Origin of the sequence: Martelella radicis, from assembly GCF_014196625.1 — a bacterium.
Taxonomy (GTDB): domain Bacteria; phylum Pseudomonadota; class Alphaproteobacteria; order Rhizobiales; family Rhizobiaceae; genus Martelella; species Martelella radicis.
In genome coordinates this window covers 143051-161155 of record NZ_JACIDZ010000011.1, presented here as the reverse complement: position 1 = coordinate 161155, position 18105 = coordinate 143051, and the positions used below count along the sequence as shown (strand labels likewise).

Here is an 18105-nt window from a genome sequence, read left to right as displayed (position 1 = left end):
GCGTTAAGTGAAGGATGCGCGAAACGCCGGTCAGGCACGCATCGCTTTGAAGAGAACCCCGAGCGGACCGAAGAGCCATGAATGCGGCAATTCCACATTACCTCGCCTTTGCCAGCCATCCCGCGCTGCGCGGACGCTTCCTGGATGGCAGGGCCATGCTGGTCGTCGATCCGAGAGAAAGAACAGTGGTCTTTGCCAGCGCCGCCGGCGCGAAACTGCTCGGCCACACGCTGATATCGGAAGCGTCGGGGACCGACGTCGACAAGAATATTCTCCTGCGCCAGTTCATGGCGGCAGCGGGATCTCTTGGGGAACCCGGCGACAGCCGGGACTTTGCGATCAGCACGACACAGCGTTTTCGCAGGGTCTCCGCCCCGGCGCGCGCCAGCCTGTTCGTGCTTGATGGTCGCCGATACCTGCTCCTTGAATGCGAGAACGAAGCCGGCGGAGAACCAAAGAACGATCTCGTATCGGGCTTTGCGGAAGACGAGGCGCATCTGGCGCTGACAGATGAAAACGGCGAAATCAGACAGGCGTCGGCTGGTTTCGACCGCACCGGCCTTCGCGCCGGCAACCTTCGGCCGATCATCGAGAGCCTGTCGGCAGGCGCCGACAGTTACACCGAGCGGCTTGTCACGACCGAAACCGGCATATGGCCGCTGGCGCTCGGCCGGCTTTCGCGAAACCCCAGGCAGTTCCTGCTTTTCGTTTCCGAAGAACTTGCCGAAGAAGTCAACACCATCATCGAAGCGACCGAGGAAGAGGACACTTCGGCAGATACGCGCTCCGCCCGCGAGGCGATTGCCGCCATCGATGAAAGCCTGGGCGCGCTTATCGCCGCCGAGCACGCGCCGGTCGACCCCGCCTCAATCCCTGCTTCCGTCGTGCGCAGGCAGCCCGCGCTGCCCGAGGAACGGACCGGGGAAACCGAGCGGGCCGAAGCCGACACGCCGCGCCCCTTGCGTTTCGTCTGGCGCACCGACAGCGCGGGACGGATCAGCGATGTTTCCGGCGAGCTTGCCAAGGCCGTCGGCTCCGAGATGGCCGCCGTCACCGGCCTTCGTTTCGGCGAGATCGAGACGCAGCTTGGCGTCAGAGGCGCAGGCGATATCGCACGTCTTCTGCAAAGCGCCGACACATGGTCCGGCCGCACGGTCGAGTGGCCGGTCTCAGGCACCGACAAGCTGGTGCCGATCGACCTTGCCGCACTGCCGACCTACACGCGCGAACGCCGTTTCGAAGGTTTCAGGGGCTTCGGCCTGGTCCGGCTCGGCGAGGAAACTGCTAGTGTCGAGGCCGTGCCCGCCGCTCGCCCGGCCCCCGGTCCCGCAAGACCAGCACCGCAACTGACGGATGACGAACGCCACGCGCTTGACGAAATCGCAAGCCAGCTCCGGTCCGCCGAGACCGGATCGGCTGCACCGGCACCCGCGAACGAACCCGTGATTGCGGAGCACACGCCCGGGCCGGTCATCCTGCGGCGAACCAAGCCTGTTCAAGAAGACGGACACACCGGTCCTGACGCTTTGGAAATCGATGCCAGCCGGGATGCGATCGTCGTTCAGTCCGGAGAGCGCGTTCTGCACGCCAATCCCGCCTTCCTGTCGCTTTCCGGCTATGGATCGCTCGATGCCGTGATCGACGCCGGCGGACCCGATGCCTTCGTCGAGCGCGGCGATGACGACCGGCTGTTCCTGCGCACGGCCGATGGCGGTCGCCTGCCGGTCTCCTTCCACCTCCAGGCCATTTCCTGGAATGGCGGACGCGCTCTGGCCCTGACGCTCCGGCCGGAACAGGCCGCAGGCGGTAGGGCTGAGCTTCCCGTCATCGCCGATCGTGCTGGCGGGAACGAAACAGCGCCGACCACGCGCAATGACGGCGAGATCGCGGAACTGCACGCCATGCTGGATACGTCCACCGATGGCGTCCTGATCCTCGATGAGAAGCGGCATATCCGTTCCATCTCCAGCTCTGCTTCTGCCCTTTTCGGCGTCGAAAGCCAGGATGTGATTGGCGAGGATGTCGGCACTTTGTTTGCCGAGGAAAGCCATAACGACCTGGAGATCCAGATCGCCCGCCTGCTCGAAGGGCGCGGCAGCGACGTGATGCACGAGGGACTGGAAGTGATCGGCCGCGAATCGGGCGGCGGACTCATTCCGCTGTTCCTAACGCTCGGCCTTTTGCCCCAATCGGGCGGTGTTTGCGCGATCCTGCGCGATGTCACCTCCCTGAAGCGCCGCGAAGAGGATCTGCGCACGGCGCGGCGCGAAGCGCGAGAGGCGGAAGAAGAGCGAGACACCGTCCGCTCGGCGCTGCGTTACGAATTGCGCCAGCCGCTTGATGCGATTGTCTCGCTATCGGAAACCATGGATCATCAGGCCTTCGGCGCGCTCGGCGACAACCGCTACCACGCGCTCGCCCGCGAGATCGCCGCCAAGAGCCGCCAGGCGCGCAGTATCGTCGGCCGGCTGCTCGGCGAACCGGAGCCTGAGCCGGAGGAAATAGCGCCGCCAGAGCCTGTGCATGAACCCCGAAAGCCCGAACGCCTGCCCCAGTCGAGCGCGCATGAGACCGCCCAGATCAACGACGCGATTGCCGAAGCCGTGAGCATGGTGCAGCCGCGCGCCAATGCCCGGCGCATCATCATCCGGGCGGCGCTTTCACCTACGCTTGCCAAAACGCCTTGCGACACGGATGCGCTCAGAGAAATGGCGTTCCAGCTCCTCCAAGGCGCCGTGCAGTTCACGCCGGCCGGCGGCCAGGTCGTGGTGTCGACGGCGGTCTCTGCCAGCGGCGAGACCGTGCTGCGCTTCCGCGATAACGGGATTGCGCCGAGCAGAAGGCGCACGACCGGCGCGCGCGCGGAGGGCAAGGAGGCGGAAAACCAGCACCTGCAAAAGGCGCGCAAGCTTGCCGAGGGAATCGACGCACGCTTTCTGGTCCACGCCGTGCCAAGCGAGGGCATGCTGGTCGAAGTCTTCCTGCCGCTGAAAGAGGCAAGGCCGCTCCACTACTAGACGACAGGCCCGAAGGCGAATTCCCGCACCCCATGCCCGAAGGCTGCGGCAAGCGGACATATTGCGCAATTTGACGAGAGGCAATAAAACCGGTCGAAACTTGTCAACTTTGGCGTACCTTACAGGCGGCGCCCACACGCGACCGGAAAGCATGGCCCTCGACTTCGCCAAAAGCGCGACCCCTTCCCGCCCCGAACGGCGACGCGCGCTGCGGCCGCTGCCCCTGGCCGCCGGTCTCATCTGCGCGCTGATGCTTCTGCCACTGGCGGCGATCTGCTGGCTTGCCCTTTCCTCGGACGTCTCAGCCATCGCGCATCTGGCCGAGACCGTTCTGCCGCGCGTGGCAGGCCGCACTTTCCGGCTTCTTCTCTTCAACGCCATCGTCACCGGGACGGTCGGAGTCGTCACCGCCTGGCTTGTGGTTTCCTTCGATTTTCCCTTCAGACGGATTCTTTCGGTCGCCCTGGTCCTGCCGCTCGCAATGCCGATCTATCTTTCGGCCTATGCCTTCGGAGAATTCTTCGATTTCACAGGCCCGGTCCAGACGCTTTACCGCGCGCTGTTCGGCTTTCAATCCGCGCGGGACTATTATTTCCCGGACATCAGGTCGCTTGGCGGAGCCGTGCTGGTCATGTCGGCCGTGCTCTACCCTTATGTCTACCTGACCGCCCGCTCGGTGTTTTCGATGCAAGGGCGCAATGCGGCCGAGGTGGCGCGCACGCTTGGCGCGGGGCGGTTTCGTGTTTTCCGCGCCGTGCAACTGCCGATGGCCCGGCCGGCGATCGTCGTCGGTCTGACCCTGGTGATGATGGAGAGCCTCAACGATATCGGCGCTGTGCAATATCTCGGGGTCAACACGCTGACTTTCTCCATATACGAGACCTGGCTCAACCGCGGCAATCTTGCCGGTGCGGCGCAATTGTCGGCGATCATGCTTGTCTTCGTGCTGGCGCTGATCCTTCTGGAGCGGGTCGCCCGCCGCAACCAGCGCTACAGCGCCGGGCGCTCGATCAGCGGACAGACGGAACGCCAGCGGCTTTCGGACGCGGCAGGGCTTGCAGCAAGCCTTGCCTGCCTGTTGCCGGTTATCATCGGCTTTGTCGTGCCAGCCCTGGTTCTCGCCGACTTCGCGCTCAAGAGGCTCGATGACTTTTTCTCCGAACGCCTGCTGGAAGCGCTTCTGACCTCCCTTTCGGTTTCCGGCCTGGCCGCCGCTTTCGCCGTCCTGTTCGGCCTGACGCTTTCCTATGCGGTCAGGACCCATCCCGGCGCGAGGATCCGTTCTGTCACGCGGCTCGCCTCCCTCGGCTACGGCATTCCCGGCACGGTGCTCGCCATCGGGGTGCTGATCCCGCTTGCCGGGCTCGATAACGCCGTGGACGGGGCCTTGCGGGCCAATTTCGGCATTTCCACCGGGCTGATCCTCTCCGGCAGCGGTTTCGCCATCGTCTATGCCTGCACCGTCCGCTTTCTCGCCATGGCCGAGGGCAGCGTCGACGCCGGCTTTCACAAGCTGTCTCCGAGCCTCGACATGGCGGCCCGCACGCTCGGCCGCTCCCCGGCAAAGGCGCTTTTCTCCGTGCTGCTGCCGAACATGCGCCCGGCGCTGTGGACGGCGGCGCTTCTGGTGTTCATCGAAACGCTGAAGGAGCTTTCGGCAACCATCCTGCTGCGCCCCTTCAACTTCAACACGCTGGCGACCCTCGTCTACGAGGACGCCTCGCGCGCTCAGGTCGAAAGCGCCTCCGTGCCGGCGATGATCATCATTCTGGCCGGCCTGGTGCCCGTTCTGCTGGTTTCGCGCGCGATGGACCGGCGGGCCTAGCGCATCGGCCCGAAAATCGGAATCGATTTTCGGAAGGCACGATGCGCAGATTCAATAGATTAGGGCGGGTGCGTCCAAAGGGACGCACCCGCCCTAATCCCGGATAGCGCCTTCCGTCTGGGCATTGAAGACGTGGATGTTGCCGGCATCGACCGCAAGCGTGATCGTCTCGCCGGCCTTCACCCGCAACTGTCCATCCAGAACCACACGAAGCCTTGGGGCGGACAACGCGCCGTCGTCCTCGCCGTCATCGCCGATCTCGCGCAGGCTGCCATCGGCGGAGCCGATGTCGATATGGGCGAGCAGGGTCGACCCCAGATCCTCAACGAAGATGACCTCGCCGGTCACGGTGTTGACCGCGCTGTCCGGGTTATCCACGGGCGTGAACATTTCCGGGCGGATGCCGAGGATCACCCGGTCGCCGGCCGAGCGGTTGAGGCCCGGCCTTGCGGCAAGATCATCGGCCTCGAACAGGAAATCGAACGGGCCGACCCGGGCATCGATGCCAGCTTCCGTCTTAACCAGATCGGCGGCCATGAAATTCATCGAGGGCGCGCCGATGAAGCCGGCGACGAAGAGATTGGCAGGCGTATCGTAGAGCGCGCGCGGCGTGTCGAGCTGCTGCAGCACTCCATGGCGCATGACGGCGACGCGGTCGCCCATGGTCATCGCCTCCACCTGGTCATGGGTCACATAGACTGTGGTGACGCCGGTGAGCTTCTGCAGGCGGGCGATTTCGGTGCGCATCTGCCCGCGCAACCGCGCATCGAGATTGGAGAGCGGCTCGTCCATGAGGAAGGCCTTCGGGTCGCGCACCAGCGCCCGGCCCATGGCCACGCGCTGCCGCTGACCGCCGGAAAGCTGGCCGGGTTTGCGCTTCAGATGTTCGGAAAGCTCCAGCAGTTCGGCCGTCTGGCGCACTTTTTCGGCCAGCGCCTTCTTTTCCGCGCCGCGCACCCTGAGGCCAAAGCCGATATTCTCCTCGACGTTCAGATGCGGGTAGAGCGCATAGGACTGGAACACCATGGCGATGTCGCGGTCGCGCGGAGCGAGGTTGTTGGCGATCACGCCGTCAATGATCAGCCGCCCGTCGGTGATCTCCTCAAGGCCCGCGATCATCCGGAGCGCGGTTGACTTGCCGCAGCCGGACGGGCCGACAAGCACCAGGAACTCGCCGTCCCTGATGTGAAGGTCGAGTTTGGCGATCGCCGCGAAACCGTCCGGATAGCGCTTGCCGATGCCGTCGAAAATGATGTCTGCCATGCGCTTTCCCGCTCTTTCGTCGTCAGTTCAGGCCTGTCCGCAAAGCGGGCTTACGTCATGTAGATGCCGCCGGTGACATTCACGCCCTGTCCGGTCATGAAGCGGGCGGAATTGCTTGCGAGGAAGACGGCCACATCGGCGACGTCTTCCGCCGTTTCCAGCCGGCCAAGCGGCGTCTGGGCAATATAGTCGGCGATCACCTCATCCGGCGTCATGCCGCGCAGCTCTGCTTCCCAGGCAACCTCGCGATCCTGCATCGCGGTCTTGACGAGGCCCGGGCAGACGGCGTTGACGCGGATGCCGTCGCCGGCAAGCTCCTTCGCCAGCGCCTGGGTCCAGCCCAGAACCGCAAACTTGCTCGCCGAGTAGTGCGCGAGAAACGGCGCGCCGACCTTGGCGGCAAGCGAGGCGGTGTTGACGATCACGCCCTTGCCATTGGCCTTGAACCGACGGCCCGCGATCTGGTTGGTCAGGAAGATACCGCGCGTGTTGACGTCGAAGTTGAAGTCCCACTCCTCGTCCGTCAGTTCCAGCGCCGGCCGCATGGTCGAGACGCCGGCATTGGCGAACAGCATGTCGAAGCCGCCAAGCTTCTCTTCCGCCTCCGCGAAGGCTTTCTCGACTGACTCGCGCTTGCGCACATCAATGGTGATGGCGACGGAGCCGGTCTCGGCAGCGGTCTTTCCGGCCGCATCAGGATCGATATCGCACAGCGCGACACTGACCTTCTGGCGTCTCAACGCCTCGACAATGGCGCGGCCGATGCCGCCGGCGCCGCCGGTGACGACCGCCTTGCGGCCCTCAAGCTCCGGAAAGATCGGGTGAGTCATTTTTCGTTCCCCTTATTGGTTCGTTCGATCATATATCAACAAAAACATACACAACAAGAGAAAATAATGTTTGAATTTGTTCGAACCTGCTGATAGTCATGAAGATCAGAATTGACCAGGTCGCAGCAGCCGGAATGGCGCTCGACCGCAACCTTTATCTTACCGAAAGGAACCGTCTTGCAGGGTGGGCAGGGAGAAAAGACCAAGGTTCTCGCGCAGGTGCGCCATGCGCGCATCCTTGATGTTCTTGCCGAATTCGGTGCGCTTTCGGTCTCCGATGTTGCCGGACAGCTCAACGTTTCCGAGATGACCATCCGTCGCGACCTTGCCGAACTGGAAAAGGAAGGCAAGCTTGCCCGCACCCATGGCGGCGCCGTGCGCTCCGATCAGGCGGCAGACCCCGCCCCCGCGCCGGCCGCGGCCCTTCCCGGCGAACCCTCCTTCCAGCTCAGGGCGGTAAAGAACGGCCTTGCCAAGCAGGCAATCGCTGCGGAAGCCGAAACGCTTTCCGCCGGCGCCCGCACGATCGCGCTTGATGTCGGCACCACGACGTTGCTCCTCGCCCGCCGCCTTCAGGACCGCCAGCACACCAAGATCTTCACCAGTTCAGTGCGCAATGCCTTCTTCCTCGGCGAGGGTCTGGCGGAAGTCTACCTTCCGGGCGGGCGCATGCGCGGCGACGAGATGTCGATCTCCGGCCCGTCGGCGATTGCCGAGTTCGAGGCACTCTGGTTCGACATCGCCTTCATCGGCATTTCCGGCCTGACCGAACAGGGCATCTACGATTATTCCTTTGATGACGCCGAGATGAAGCGGGTTTTCCTCGCCCGCTCGACCCGCAAGGTGGTTCTCTGCGATGCGTCGAAATTCTCCTGCATGTCGCTCGTGCACGTCGCCGATCTCCAGCAGTTCGACGTGTTGATCACCGACGCCGAGCCGCCGGCGGATATCGCCAAGGCGCTTTCGAAGGCCGAGGTCGAGGTCCGCATCGCCAGCCCCGCCCGCAAGATGGCCTCCTGACCGCAATTTCCGGGTCACGCCGGACTGTTTTATTGAATGGAGTTTTTCAATGATCTTCGAGTTCTTCGGCGCAAAGAAGAAGGCCGTCATCGCCATGGCCCATATCGGCGCCCTGCCCGGCTCGCCGCAATATGACAAGGATGGCGGGCTCGACAAGCTGATCGCCGATGTTCTCGCCGATATCGAGAAGCTGCAGGCCGGCGGCGTCGACGCAATCATGTTCGGCAACGAGAATGACCGCCCCTATGTGAAGAAGGCTCCCGTCGAGGGCATTGCCGCGATGACCGCCGTGGTGCAGGCGCTGAAGCCCGAGATCAAGGTGCCCTTCGGCGTCAATTATCTCTGGGATCCGGAAGCAAGCGTGGCGATCGGCTCGGTCACCGGCGCAAGCTTCGTGCGCGAGATCTTCACCGGCGTCTTCGCCTCCGACATGGGCGTCTGGGCCCCCGATTGCGCCACGCCGGCAAGGCTTCGCGCCAATCTCGGCGCCAAGGACATGAAGCTCCTGTTCAACATCAACGCCGAATTCGCCCATCCGCTGGACCAGCGTCCGATCGCGCTCAGGGCGAAAAGCGCCGTCTTCTCCTCCATGGCCGATGCCATTCTGGTTTCCGGCCTGATTACCGGTCAGCCAGCCGACCAGTCGGACCTGAAGACGGTGTGCGAGGCGATCGAGGAGGTGCCGGTCTTTGCCAATACCGGCGTCAATATCGACAATGTCACCGACGTCATGTCGGTGGCCGACGGCTGCATCATCGGCACGCATTTCAAGGTTGACGGCGACACCTGGAACCCGGTCGATCAGGATCGCGTCAGCCGCTTCATGGACAAGGTCGCAACGCTGCGCTGATCCGCGCCCGGAGGCCCCGCATGGCTTATGTGATCGGTCTCGATATCGGGACGACATCCACGATCGGCATTCTGATCGAACTGCCTGACCGGGTCGTGGGTCTTGCGAGCCGTCCGGTCACGCTTTCCTCGCCGCATCACGGCTGGGCGGAGGAAGACCCCGCTCAGTGGTGGGAAAATGTGCAGGCGATCACGCGCGAGCTTCTGGCGATAGAGCGAACGGAACCCGCCGATATCGGCGCTGTCGGCGTCACCGGCATGTTGCCGGCCGTGGTGCTTCTCGACGAGGAAGGCAAGGTGCTCCGCCCCTCCATCCAGCAGAGCGATGGCCGTTCGGGGCGCGAGGTGGAGGCCATGCGCAAGGAGCGCGACGAAGCCGCGTTCATCGCCAGGGCCGGCAACGGAATCAACCAGCAGCTCGTTACCGCCAAACTGCGCTGGATCGAAAAGCACGAACCGGAGGTTTTCTCCCGCATTGCCACGGTTTTAGGCTCCTACGACTTCATCAATTTCAAGCTCACCGGCAAGCGCGCGGTGGAGCAGAACTGGGCGCTGGAAGCGGGCTTCGTCGATGTTTCACGCGGCGAACTCGATGACGACCTGATCGGCTGGGCACACCTTCCGGCAGGCGCCATCCCGCCGAAGATCGCCTCGCATGAAGTGCTCGGCGGGTTGACCGAGGAGGCAGCAAACCTCACCGGGCTTAAGGCCGGCACGCCGGTTGTCGGCGGCGCGGCCGACATGGTGGCTTCCGCCTTCGGCGCGGGCGTGCAGGAGGCCGGCGATGTTCTCTTAAAATTCGGCGGCGCGGTCGATATCCTGACGGCGACCGACAAGGTGCGCCCCGACCCGCGTCTGTTCCTCGACTATCACCTGATCCCCGGTCTTTTCATGCCGAATGGCTGCATGTCGACCGGCGGCTCGGCGCTCAACTGGTTCATCGCCAATTTTGCCGGCAAGGAGCAGCTTGCCGCCGAAGCGGAAGGCATTTCGGTTTATCGCTACCTTGACCGGTTGGCCGGGAACCGACCGGCAGGCGCTGAAGGCGTGGTTATCCTGCCTTATCTCCTGGGCGAGAAGACGCCGATCCACGATCCCGATGCGCGCGGGCTGATCTCCGGCCTCACACTGTCGCACGATATCGGCCATCTCTGGAGGGCGCTGCTGGAATCCTATGCCTATGCGCTCAGGCACCATATCGATGTGCTGAATGATATGGGGCTTGAGACCACGCGGTTTCTGGTCTCCGATGGCGGTGCGCAGAGCGTGATCTGGATGCAGATCGTGGCCGACGTGTTGCAGCAGCCGGTGCAGTGCCTCACCGGTCATCCGGGCTCCTGCCTCGGCGTTGCCTGGACGGCGGCGATGGGGGCGGGCCTTGTCGATGACTGGGCGGGCGTGTCCGCCTTTGTCGGCCAGGGACCAACGATCACGCCGGATGCTGCAAACAAGGTGGTCTACGACGAGGCCTATGCCCGCTTCCGCGCACTTTATCAGCCGCATGGCTGAGGCGTGGGCTGCCTTACCCCACGCCGAGAACAAGGTTCTTGCGGGCGAAATCGATAAGGCTTTGAATGTGATTGACGACCGACTGGCGCGTTGCCGCAAGGTCTTCCTTCTCGATCGCCTCGATGATTTCCAGATGCTCGGTCGAATCCGGCCTGAGCCGGTCTTTCAATTGGTCGATCTCGAACAGCCGCGTCGTCGCCCGCAATTCGCGCAGAACCTTGGCCATGACCGCATTGCCGCAGTGGTCGATGATCATGTTGTGCAGATTGTCGTCGGAAAACCAGTGTTCGTCCGTATGGTAAGTGCTTGCCTCGAGGAGTTCCTGGATCTCTCGGCGCACCTCGATCAGCTTCGCGCGGGGGATCGCCGGCACGGCCAGGACGGCCGCCTCCGGCTCGATCAGCAGCCTCAGCTTCAGGCTCTGCAGATATTCGCCGATGTCGACCTGACGCACCACGTAGTTGCGGCCGTTTCCCTTCAGCACCAGCCCCTCGCCCTCGAGCCGCTGCAGCGCCTCGCGAAGCGGCGTGCGGGAAATGCCGAGCGCTTCGGCAAGCTTTGCCTCGACGATGACCGAGCCGCCACGCAAGCGCCTGTGGCGGATCATGTCGGAGACGGCCCTGTAGGTCAGAGAGGCGAGGTTGTGCTGACCACCCCCGGAAAGTTTCGTTTTTTGATGTGCGACAGAGCCAGTCAAAGGTCTATTCCCGGAAACAGATTGTGCGCGTCTTCGAACAGAGCCGCACGGCGTCTTTCAAGAATCACATATGTTGCATAATCTTCATATTTTACCAAAGGACATATTCGGCCGATGCTCGACGACAATCAGGACCCGCCCGAAACGAGCCTCGCCGAGGAGGCCTATCGCGCATTGCTCGCCGAGATCGTCTCGGCGCGGCTTGCCGGCGGCACGGTGATCCAGCAGCGCCGTCTGGCAACCGAGCACTCCGTGTCACGCTCGCCGATGCGCCACGCCATCAGCCGGCTTGAGGGCGAAGGGCTTCTCGTGCGCACCGGCAAGGGCCTTCTCGCCGTCCGGGTCGTCACGCTCAAGGAATATCTCGACAGCCTGGCCATGCGCATGCTGCTGGAGCCGAGTGCCGCCTATCAGGCCTGCGGGAATATCAACGCGGATGCGCTTGCCGCCCTTTCGGAAGAACTTGACGCGATTGACCGCGCGCGCGACCCGGATCCGGAAGATGTCTGGCATTTCGATGATGGGCTGCATCTGACCATCGCCCGCCAATGCGGCAATGGTTTCATGGAGGCAACCATCGCCGACATGCGGCGCTACACCACCATTTTCGAGCGACAGGCAAAGTCGGTCAGATCGAAGCCCGGCGTGGCCGAACACCGCGCGATCCTTGACGCGCTTGCCGCCGCAGAGCCGGAAGGCACACGCCAGGCAATGGTGCGCCATCTGGAAATGGTGCGCGAGGGCGTTCTCAGAAACTACTGAATGCGTCGGGGCGAAGGGAGCTTGCATTACGAACCGATTTGTGCACTATAGTGGGATCCCACTTGAACACATAATCAAGCGATGGCAACAAAACTCCAGAGGTAGAACATGATGTCCAGAACCCTTTCGATGAAAATGCTCTCTGCTGCACTGCTTCTCGGCGCAGCCGCGAGCGCCAGCGCCCAGGATTGCACGCCCAAGGTCGCAGACAGCGAACTGATCACGCCCGGCACGCTGGTCATGTCCACCAACCCGACGCTGCCGCCGCTGCAGTTCGTCGATTCCAACGGCGACCTCCAGGGCATGCGCATCGAACTTGGCAAGGAAATCGCCAAGCGCCTTTGCCTTGAACCGGAATATATCCGCATCGAATTTTCCGCGATGATCCCGGGCCTCCAGTCCGGCCGCTGGGACCTGATCAACACCGGCATCTTCTACACCGAGGAACGCGCCGGCCTGATGCAGATGATCCCTTATGAAAATCAGGCAATCAGCATTTCCGTCGCACCAGACAACGAAACCACATACGCCACCAAGGAAGACCTCGACGGCATGACCATCGGCGTCGAGATCGGCGGTTTCGAGGAAAGCAAGCTGCGTCTGATGGATGAAGAGCTTAAGGGGGAAAACCTGGACGGCATCGACATCCGCACCTTCGACAATTTCGCCATGGCCTTCCAGGCGCTGCGCGCCGGCCAGGTCGACGGCGTGGTCTCGATCGATGCCGTGGCCAAGGAATATGACACGCGCGGCGACTTCAAGACAGCGCTCAGCGGCCTTTACCCCGCTCCGGTTGCCGTTGCGATGAAGAGCCCGGCGCTCGCCGATGCCGTTTCCGAGACTCTCGTCGAAATGAAGGCGGATGGCACGCTCGGCGCGCTTTTCGAAGAATACGGCCTGCCGATGGTCGATGGCGACTATTCCGTCATGGGCCCCGGTCGCTGATCACGCCCCGTTCGCATGCATGAAACGCGGACGCGGCCATTCGGCTGCGTCCGTTTCCAACGGAGTTTCCTTAAATGTCGCTTTGGAACTGGCCGGGCTTCTTCGACTATCTTTTCAATCCCTTCCTGATGGGCGGCGTGGTCACCACGATCTGGCTGACGGCAGTCTCGCTGGTCGCGGGCCTCATCCTCGGCTTCGGCATCGCCATGATGCGCCGCTCGAAGATCCGCGTGATCAAGATGATCGCAAAAGCCTATATCTGGCTCTTCCGCGGAACCCCGCTTCTGGTGCAGCTCATCGTCATCTACACGGCGCTGCCGGTGATCGGCATCCGTTTTTCGGTGACCGAAGCCGCCCTCCTCGGCCTCTCGCTGAACGAGGCGGCCTATCTCGCGGAAATCATTCGCTCCGGCATTGAGGCGGTCTCCGAAGGCCAGTCGCGCGCCGGCAGGGCGCTCGGCATGTCGGAGCGGCAGATCATGCGCAAGATCATCATGCCGCAGGCCTTCCGCATCATCATCCCCCCGCTCGGCAATTCCGTGAACGGGCTGTTGAAAACCACGTCCGTCACCTCCGTCATCTCGATGGAGGAGCTCCTGCGCCGCACGCAAATCCTGATCCAGGAGAAGTTCATGGTGCTCGAACTCTTCGCCGTCGCGGCAATTTATTATCTCTTACTGACAACGCTCTGGGATCTTATCCAGGTTCGCATCGAACGGCATTTCGGCCAGTCGGACCAGCGGTTGACGCTCTCTGAGAAGCGCTGAATGACAGGACCACTGACATGACCAAGACTTTCCGCGGCGTCTTTACCGTGATGATCACGCCGCTCGCCGATGACGGCGCCGTCGATCTCGATGCGCTGGCGCGCTTTACCGACTGGCAGATCAATCAGGGCATACACGGGCTCATCCCGCTCGGCTCCACCGGCGAATTCCTGTCGCTGAGCCAGGAGGAGCGCGACAGCGTTGCCCGCACCGTGATCGAGACAGCGGCCGGTCGCGTCCCCGTCCTCATCGGCACCGGCGCGGAAGATACCCGCGAGGCCGTGCGCCTCAGCCGCGAGGCCGAAGCCATGGGCGCGGACGGGGTGATGGTGATCCCGCCCTTCTACTCGACCCCCACCGATGACGAGCTGGTCGAACACTACCGTCAGATCGCCGGAGCGATCGACATTCCGGTCATGGTCTACAACAATCCGGCAACAGCCAATGTCGATTTGAAGCCGGACATCGTCGCTCGCATCGCCGAGATCGACGGGTGCGACTACATCAAGGAATCGACGCTCGAAATCTTCCGCGTTCGCGATATCATTCTCGGTGTCGGCGACAACATGACCGTTTTCGGCGGTATCATGGGCTACGAATCCTTCGTCATGGGTGCGAAAGGCTGGGTCGCGGTCGCCTCCAATGTCGCGCCCGGCCCGATGGCGCGGATCTTCGAACTGGTGGCAGACGAGATGAAATATGACGAGGCGCGTGCGCTCTATCTCAAATGGCTGCCGATCATCAACGCGGTTGGCGGTCAGGCCTATGTCGCCGGGTCCAAGTCTCTGCTCACCCATATGGGCTTTCAGGCCGGCCCGCCCCGGCCGCCGCGCCTACCGCTCCCTGCCGAGCGCGACGCCGAAATGAAGGCTTTGGTCGAACAGTTCGGCCTTCGCTTCGAAAACTGACGACGTGAAGACCATGGCAACCGATCCCATTTCCGCGACAGGAACCGAGCCCGATCAGACTGTCCGTCTGACCTTCGACGGCATGCCGGTTTCCGCCGAAAGCGGCAGTTCGGTCGCGGCTGCGCTGACGGCCTGGGGCTGCCATGGTTTCTCGCGCGATGTGAAAGGCAATGGACGAGGCCTCTTCTGCGGCATGGGCACATGCCATGACTGTCTGGTGACCATCGACGGCAGGGTGAGCCAGCGTGCCTGCATGCGCCGGGCCGAAGAAGGCATGGCAATCACCCTGCAGGAGCCCCGCCCCCGGATCGAAAGCCCCGCTATCGCCGATCTTGCCCCCTTGCCGGAAGCAATTCCGTCCGTTGAGACGGACCTGATGATCGTCGGCGCCGGCCCTGGCGGTCTTGCCGCCGCCGAGATAGCTGCAAAGAGTGGGCTTTCCGTCACGATTGTCGATGAGCGTCACGCTGCTGGCGGCCAGTTCTTCAAGCAACCCGCCAATGCCGGTGCACGAAAGGCGCTTGCCGGCGACAGGCAGGCGGCAGACGGGGCCGAACTCATCGCCCGAGTGGCAGAGGCCGGGGTGAACATTCACCACGAAACGCTGGTCTGGGGCGGCTTCCACGAGGAAGACAGGCGCACCGTGCTGTCCTGTCTTGGTCCTGACGGCGCATTCTACTGTAAGGCCCGCGCGATCATCATCGCGACCGGCGCCCATGAACGCCCGCCGGCGGTCTCGGGCTGGACACTGCCCGGCGCAATGACGGTCGGCGCCGCGCAGACCCTGCTGCGCAGCTACGGAACGCTTTCGGGACGATCAATCGTCATTGCGGGCAACGGGCCGCTGAATTTCCAGGTGGCGCTCGAAATCATCCGCGCTGGCGGCAAGGTCGCAGCCATCATCGAAGAAGCGGCTTCTCCCTTCACACAGCCGATGGCCGGGCTGGATCTGGTGCGCTCCGACAGGGCGCTTGCGATCGCCGGCACCGCCCAGCTCGCCCGGTTGCAGGCCGCCGGTGTCAAGATCCACTGGAAGAGCCGTATCGCGCGCATCGAGGGCAGTGGCGGCGTCGAGACCGTAACGCTGGAAGGCCCGCGCGGCAGGAAGACCATTCCGGCAGACACGGTTCTGATAGGTGGCAGTTTCACATCATCCAACGAATTGCCGCGCCTGCTCGGCTGCGCGCATTCGACCAGGAACGGCGCGCTGGAAACGGTGACCGACGACACCGGCAAGACCTCGCTTCCCCATATCCACGTGATTGGCGAAGCAGCCCGTTTCGGCGGCGCCTTCGTTGCCATGAGCGAAGGCCGGATCGCCGCGGCATCTCTGATCAGGCAGCTTGGCGGCGACACTACGGCCGACACGGCGACAGAGACACGCAAGCTTGCCCGCCACCGCCGCTTCCAGAAGGCGCTCTGGCTGCTTTTCGCTCCGGTCTGCCATGCCGACACGGCTCCCGAATACGACACGATCATCTGTCGCTGTGAAGGCGTGAGCTTCAAGAGACTGCATGATCTTGTCGAGCGCGGCGTTTCGGATATCGCCAGCCTGAAGCGGCTGACCCGCGCCGGCATGGGGCGCTGCCAGTCCCGCTACTGCGGCAGAGCGCTTGCCGAAATAGCCAATGGCGCAAAGCCCGCTTCCTCGGAGACGAGCAGCTTTTTGGCGCCGCAGATGCCCTTGCGACCCGTACCGCTCTCAGCGCTTGCCGTGGAAAAGGCCGAATGGGGCGGTCACAAGCATGCAATGCTGCCCTTGCAGCCACCCTTCGAAACACAAGAACCGTTGCCTTTCACAAGAGCGTCGACCGTTGTCATCGGCGGCGGGATCGCCGGCATCTCGACGGCGCTGTTCCTGGCCCGTGCTGGAGAGGACGTCGTGGTGCTGGAACACGCCTTCCCCAATGCCGTTGCCTCCGGCGGCAATGCCGGTAGTCTCCATGCGCAGCTTCTCTCTTTCGATCATGGCGCAAGAGCGGAGGCGGGCGGCGGCCCTGCGGCGCGAACCCTTCCGCTGCAGCGGGATTCGATCGGGCTGTGGCAGGAACTGCAGAAAGAGACGGGTTGCGACTTCGAACTGAAGATCACCGGCGGCCTGATGGTGGCAGAGACCGAGGCGCACCTGCGTTTTCTGGAAGAAAAAACCGAAGTCGAACGGCGCGCGGGCATCTCCTGTCACGTTATCGGCAAACAGCAACTGCGCAAGCTCGAGCCGGCGCTTTCCGAGCAATTCATCGGCGCGGCCTATTGCCCGCAGGAAGGCAAGATCAATCCTCTGGTGGCGACCGATGGCGTGCTGAGAGAGGCGAAGAGAAACGGCGCACAGCTTTTTGACCGCTGCACAGTCAAGACCATTGAGCGTGACCATGATGGCTTCACGCTCACGACCTCGCGCGGCACGATCAAGGCGAAACGCGTCGTCAACGCGGCCGGCGCCTTTGCCTCCCGCATCGGCGCAATGCTCGGACTTGATGTCCCGGTCTTCGGCGCGCCGTTGCAGATGGTCGTCACCGAGGCTGCGGCGCCGACGATCACGGCGCTCGTCGCCCATGCCGACCGGCACCTCACCCTGAAACAGGCGTCAAATGGCAATTTCATCATCGGCGGCGGCTGGACGGCGGGGCTCGACCCCGTCCACCAGCACCCCCGCCCCCTGCCCGCAAGCCTGGAAGGTAATCTCTGGGTCGCCCAGCACGTGGTGCCGGGCCTCAGAAAACTTCATGTAATCCGAAGCTGGGCTGCGATGAACATCAACATAGACGGCGCGCCGATTTTGGGCGAACATCCCGCCTGCCCCGGATTTTTCAACGCAGTCACCTCCAACGGTTATACGCTTGGGCCGCTGGTCGGCAGAACGACAGCGCAAGCCATCCTCGGCGAGGATGCCGGCTTCGACACGGCCCCCTTTTCAATCGAGCGCTTTTCGGGAACAACCAGATGATAGAGATCAACGGCGTCACAAAGTCCTACGGCGATTTCGACGTATTGAAGAACTGCACGACGAAAGTCGATCGCGGCGAAATCGTCGTTGTCTGCGGACCGTCCGGCTCCGGGAAATCGACGCTGATCAAATGCATCAACGGGCTGGAACCATTCGAAAAGGGCTCGATCCGGGTGCACGGGATCGAGGTGGGCGATCCGAAGACGGATCTTACGGAACTACGTGCGCAAGTGGGCATGGTATTCCAGAATTTCGAACTCTTCCCGCACCTGACGGTGATCGAGAACATCAAGCTGGCGCAGAAAATCGTGCTGGGGCGCTCCGAGGGCGCGGCCAATACCAAGGCGATGCAGCTTCTCGACCGCGTCGGCCTTGTCGATCAGGCGAAGAAATTTCCGGGCCAGCTTTCAGGGGGCCAGCAGCAGCGCGTGGCCATTGCCCGCGCACTGGCCATGGATCCGGTCGCCATGCTTTTCGACGAGCCGACATCGGCCCTTGACCCGGAAATGATCTCCGAGGTGCTGGACGTGATGACGGACCTTGCGAAGGACGGTATGACGATGATCGTCGTCACCCACGAGATGGGCTTCGCGCGCCGCGTTTCCACCCGCGTCGTCTTCATCGATCAGGGCGAGATCGTCGAGGACCGGCCGAGCGAAGACTTCTTCTCCGGCAATCACAATCCGCGCACCGCGGCATTCCTCAGCAAGATCCTGCAGCACTGAGCCTGCGAAACCGATAGATCCAACCAATAGCAAAGCAAGGCAGA

The 18105-nt window shown here is 63.1% G+C and carries 14 protein-coding genes; 11 read left to right on the top strand and 3 right to left on the bottom strand.

The window, feature by feature from the left end:
• The first annotated feature begins 77 nt into the window (after positions 1 to 77).
• The gene (locus tag GGR30_RS16285) at positions 78 to 3017 is read left to right on the top strand and encodes a PAS domain S-box protein (RefSeq protein WP_183488247.1); all 2940 of its coding nucleotides are present in this window, start codon (positions 78 to 80) and stop codon (positions 3015 to 3017) included.
• A gap of 151 nt (positions 3018 to 3168) precedes the next feature.
• Positions 3169 to 4842, top strand: coding sequence for an ABC transporter permease (locus tag GGR30_RS16280; RefSeq protein ID WP_183488245.1), 1674 nt, complete (start codon positions 3169 to 3171; stop codon positions 4840 to 4842).
• Positions 4843 to 4935: 93 nt separating this feature from the next.
• Here the strand turns inward: GGR30_RS16280 and GGR30_RS16275 are convergent, their stop codons facing one another.
• The gene (locus GGR30_RS16275) at positions 4936 to 6105 is read right to left on the bottom strand and encodes an ABC transporter ATP-binding protein (protein WP_183488243.1); all 1170 of its coding nucleotides are present in this window, start codon (positions 6103 to 6105) and stop codon (positions 4936 to 4938) included.
• A 50-nt stretch (positions 6106 to 6155) separates the two neighbouring features.
• Positions 6156 to 6935, bottom strand: coding sequence for an SDR family NAD(P)-dependent oxidoreductase (locus tag GGR30_RS16270; RefSeq protein ID WP_183488241.1), 780 nt, complete (start codon positions 6933 to 6935; stop codon positions 6156 to 6158).
• 177 nt (positions 6936 to 7112) lie between these two features.
• Between GGR30_RS16270 and GGR30_RS16265 the strand changes: the two genes are divergently transcribed.
• From GGR30_RS16265 to GGR30_RS16255, 3 genes are read left to right on the top strand one after another with little or no spacing between them, the layout of a single operon-like run.
• On the top strand, positions 7113 to 7955 hold the full coding sequence (locus GGR30_RS16265) for a DeoR/GlpR family DNA-binding transcription regulator (RefSeq protein ID WP_183488232.1): 843 nt from the start codon (positions 7113 to 7115) through the stop codon (positions 7953 to 7955).
• Positions 7956 to 8004: 49 nt separating this feature from the next.
• The gene (locus tag GGR30_RS16260; protein ID WP_183488230.1) at positions 8005 to 8805 is read left to right on the top strand and encodes a BtpA/SgcQ family protein; all 801 of its coding nucleotides are present in this window, start codon (positions 8005 to 8007) and stop codon (positions 8803 to 8805) included.
• Between the two features lie 20 nt (positions 8806 to 8825).
• Positions 8826 to 10313: an FGGY-family carbohydrate kinase gene (locus GGR30_RS16255; RefSeq protein WP_183488228.1), complete on the top strand. Its 1488-nt coding sequence runs from the start codon at positions 8826 to 8828 to the stop codon at positions 10311 to 10313.
• Positions 10314 to 10326: 13 nt separating this feature from the next.
• Here the strand turns inward: GGR30_RS16255 and GGR30_RS16250 are convergent, their stop codons facing one another.
• Positions 10327 to 11010, bottom strand: coding sequence for a GntR family transcriptional regulator (locus GGR30_RS16250; RefSeq protein ID WP_183488226.1), 684 nt, complete (start codon positions 11008 to 11010; stop codon positions 10327 to 10329).
• A gap of 114 nt (positions 11011 to 11124) precedes the next feature.
• Between GGR30_RS16250 and GGR30_RS16245 the strand changes: the two genes are divergently transcribed.
• The 6 genes from GGR30_RS16245 (at position 11125) to GGR30_RS16220 (ending at position 18061) form a co-directional block, all read left to right on the top strand.
• A complete protein-coding gene (locus tag GGR30_RS16245) occupies positions 11125 to 11772 on the top strand; it encodes a GntR family transcriptional regulator (RefSeq protein ID WP_183488224.1) in 648 nt (215 codons plus the stop codon).
• Between the two features lie 111 nt (positions 11773 to 11883).
• Positions 11884 to 12717: an ABC transporter substrate-binding protein gene (locus tag GGR30_RS16240; RefSeq protein ID WP_210288086.1), complete on the top strand. Its 834-nt coding sequence runs from the start codon at positions 11884 to 11886 to the stop codon at positions 12715 to 12717.
• Between the two features lie 74 nt (positions 12718 to 12791).
• The gene (locus tag GGR30_RS16235) at positions 12792 to 13484 is read left to right on the top strand and encodes an amino acid ABC transporter permease (RefSeq protein WP_183488222.1); all 693 of its coding nucleotides are present in this window, start codon (positions 12792 to 12794) and stop codon (positions 13482 to 13484) included.
• Between the two features lie 17 nt (positions 13485 to 13501).
• On the top strand, positions 13502 to 14392 hold the full coding sequence (dapA, locus tag GGR30_RS16230) for a 4-hydroxy-tetrahydrodipicolinate synthase (RefSeq protein WP_183488220.1): 891 nt from the start codon (positions 13502 to 13504) through the stop codon (positions 14390 to 14392).
• A 13-nt stretch (positions 14393 to 14405) separates the two neighbouring features.
• On the top strand, positions 14406 to 17336 hold the full coding sequence (locus GGR30_RS16225) for an FAD-dependent oxidoreductase (protein ID WP_183488219.1): 2931 nt from the start codon (positions 14406 to 14408) through the stop codon (positions 17334 to 17336).
• Positions 17333 to 18061 carry an amino acid ABC transporter ATP-binding protein gene (locus GGR30_RS16220; RefSeq protein ID WP_183488217.1) on the top strand — a complete coding sequence of 243 codons (729 nt, stop codon included), beginning with the start codon at positions 17333 to 17335 and terminating at the stop codon, positions 18059 to 18061. Before GGR30_RS16225 ends, GGR30_RS16220 begins: the two co-directional genes overlap by 4 nt.
• The last annotated feature ends 44 nt before the right edge of the window (positions 18062 to 18105 follow it).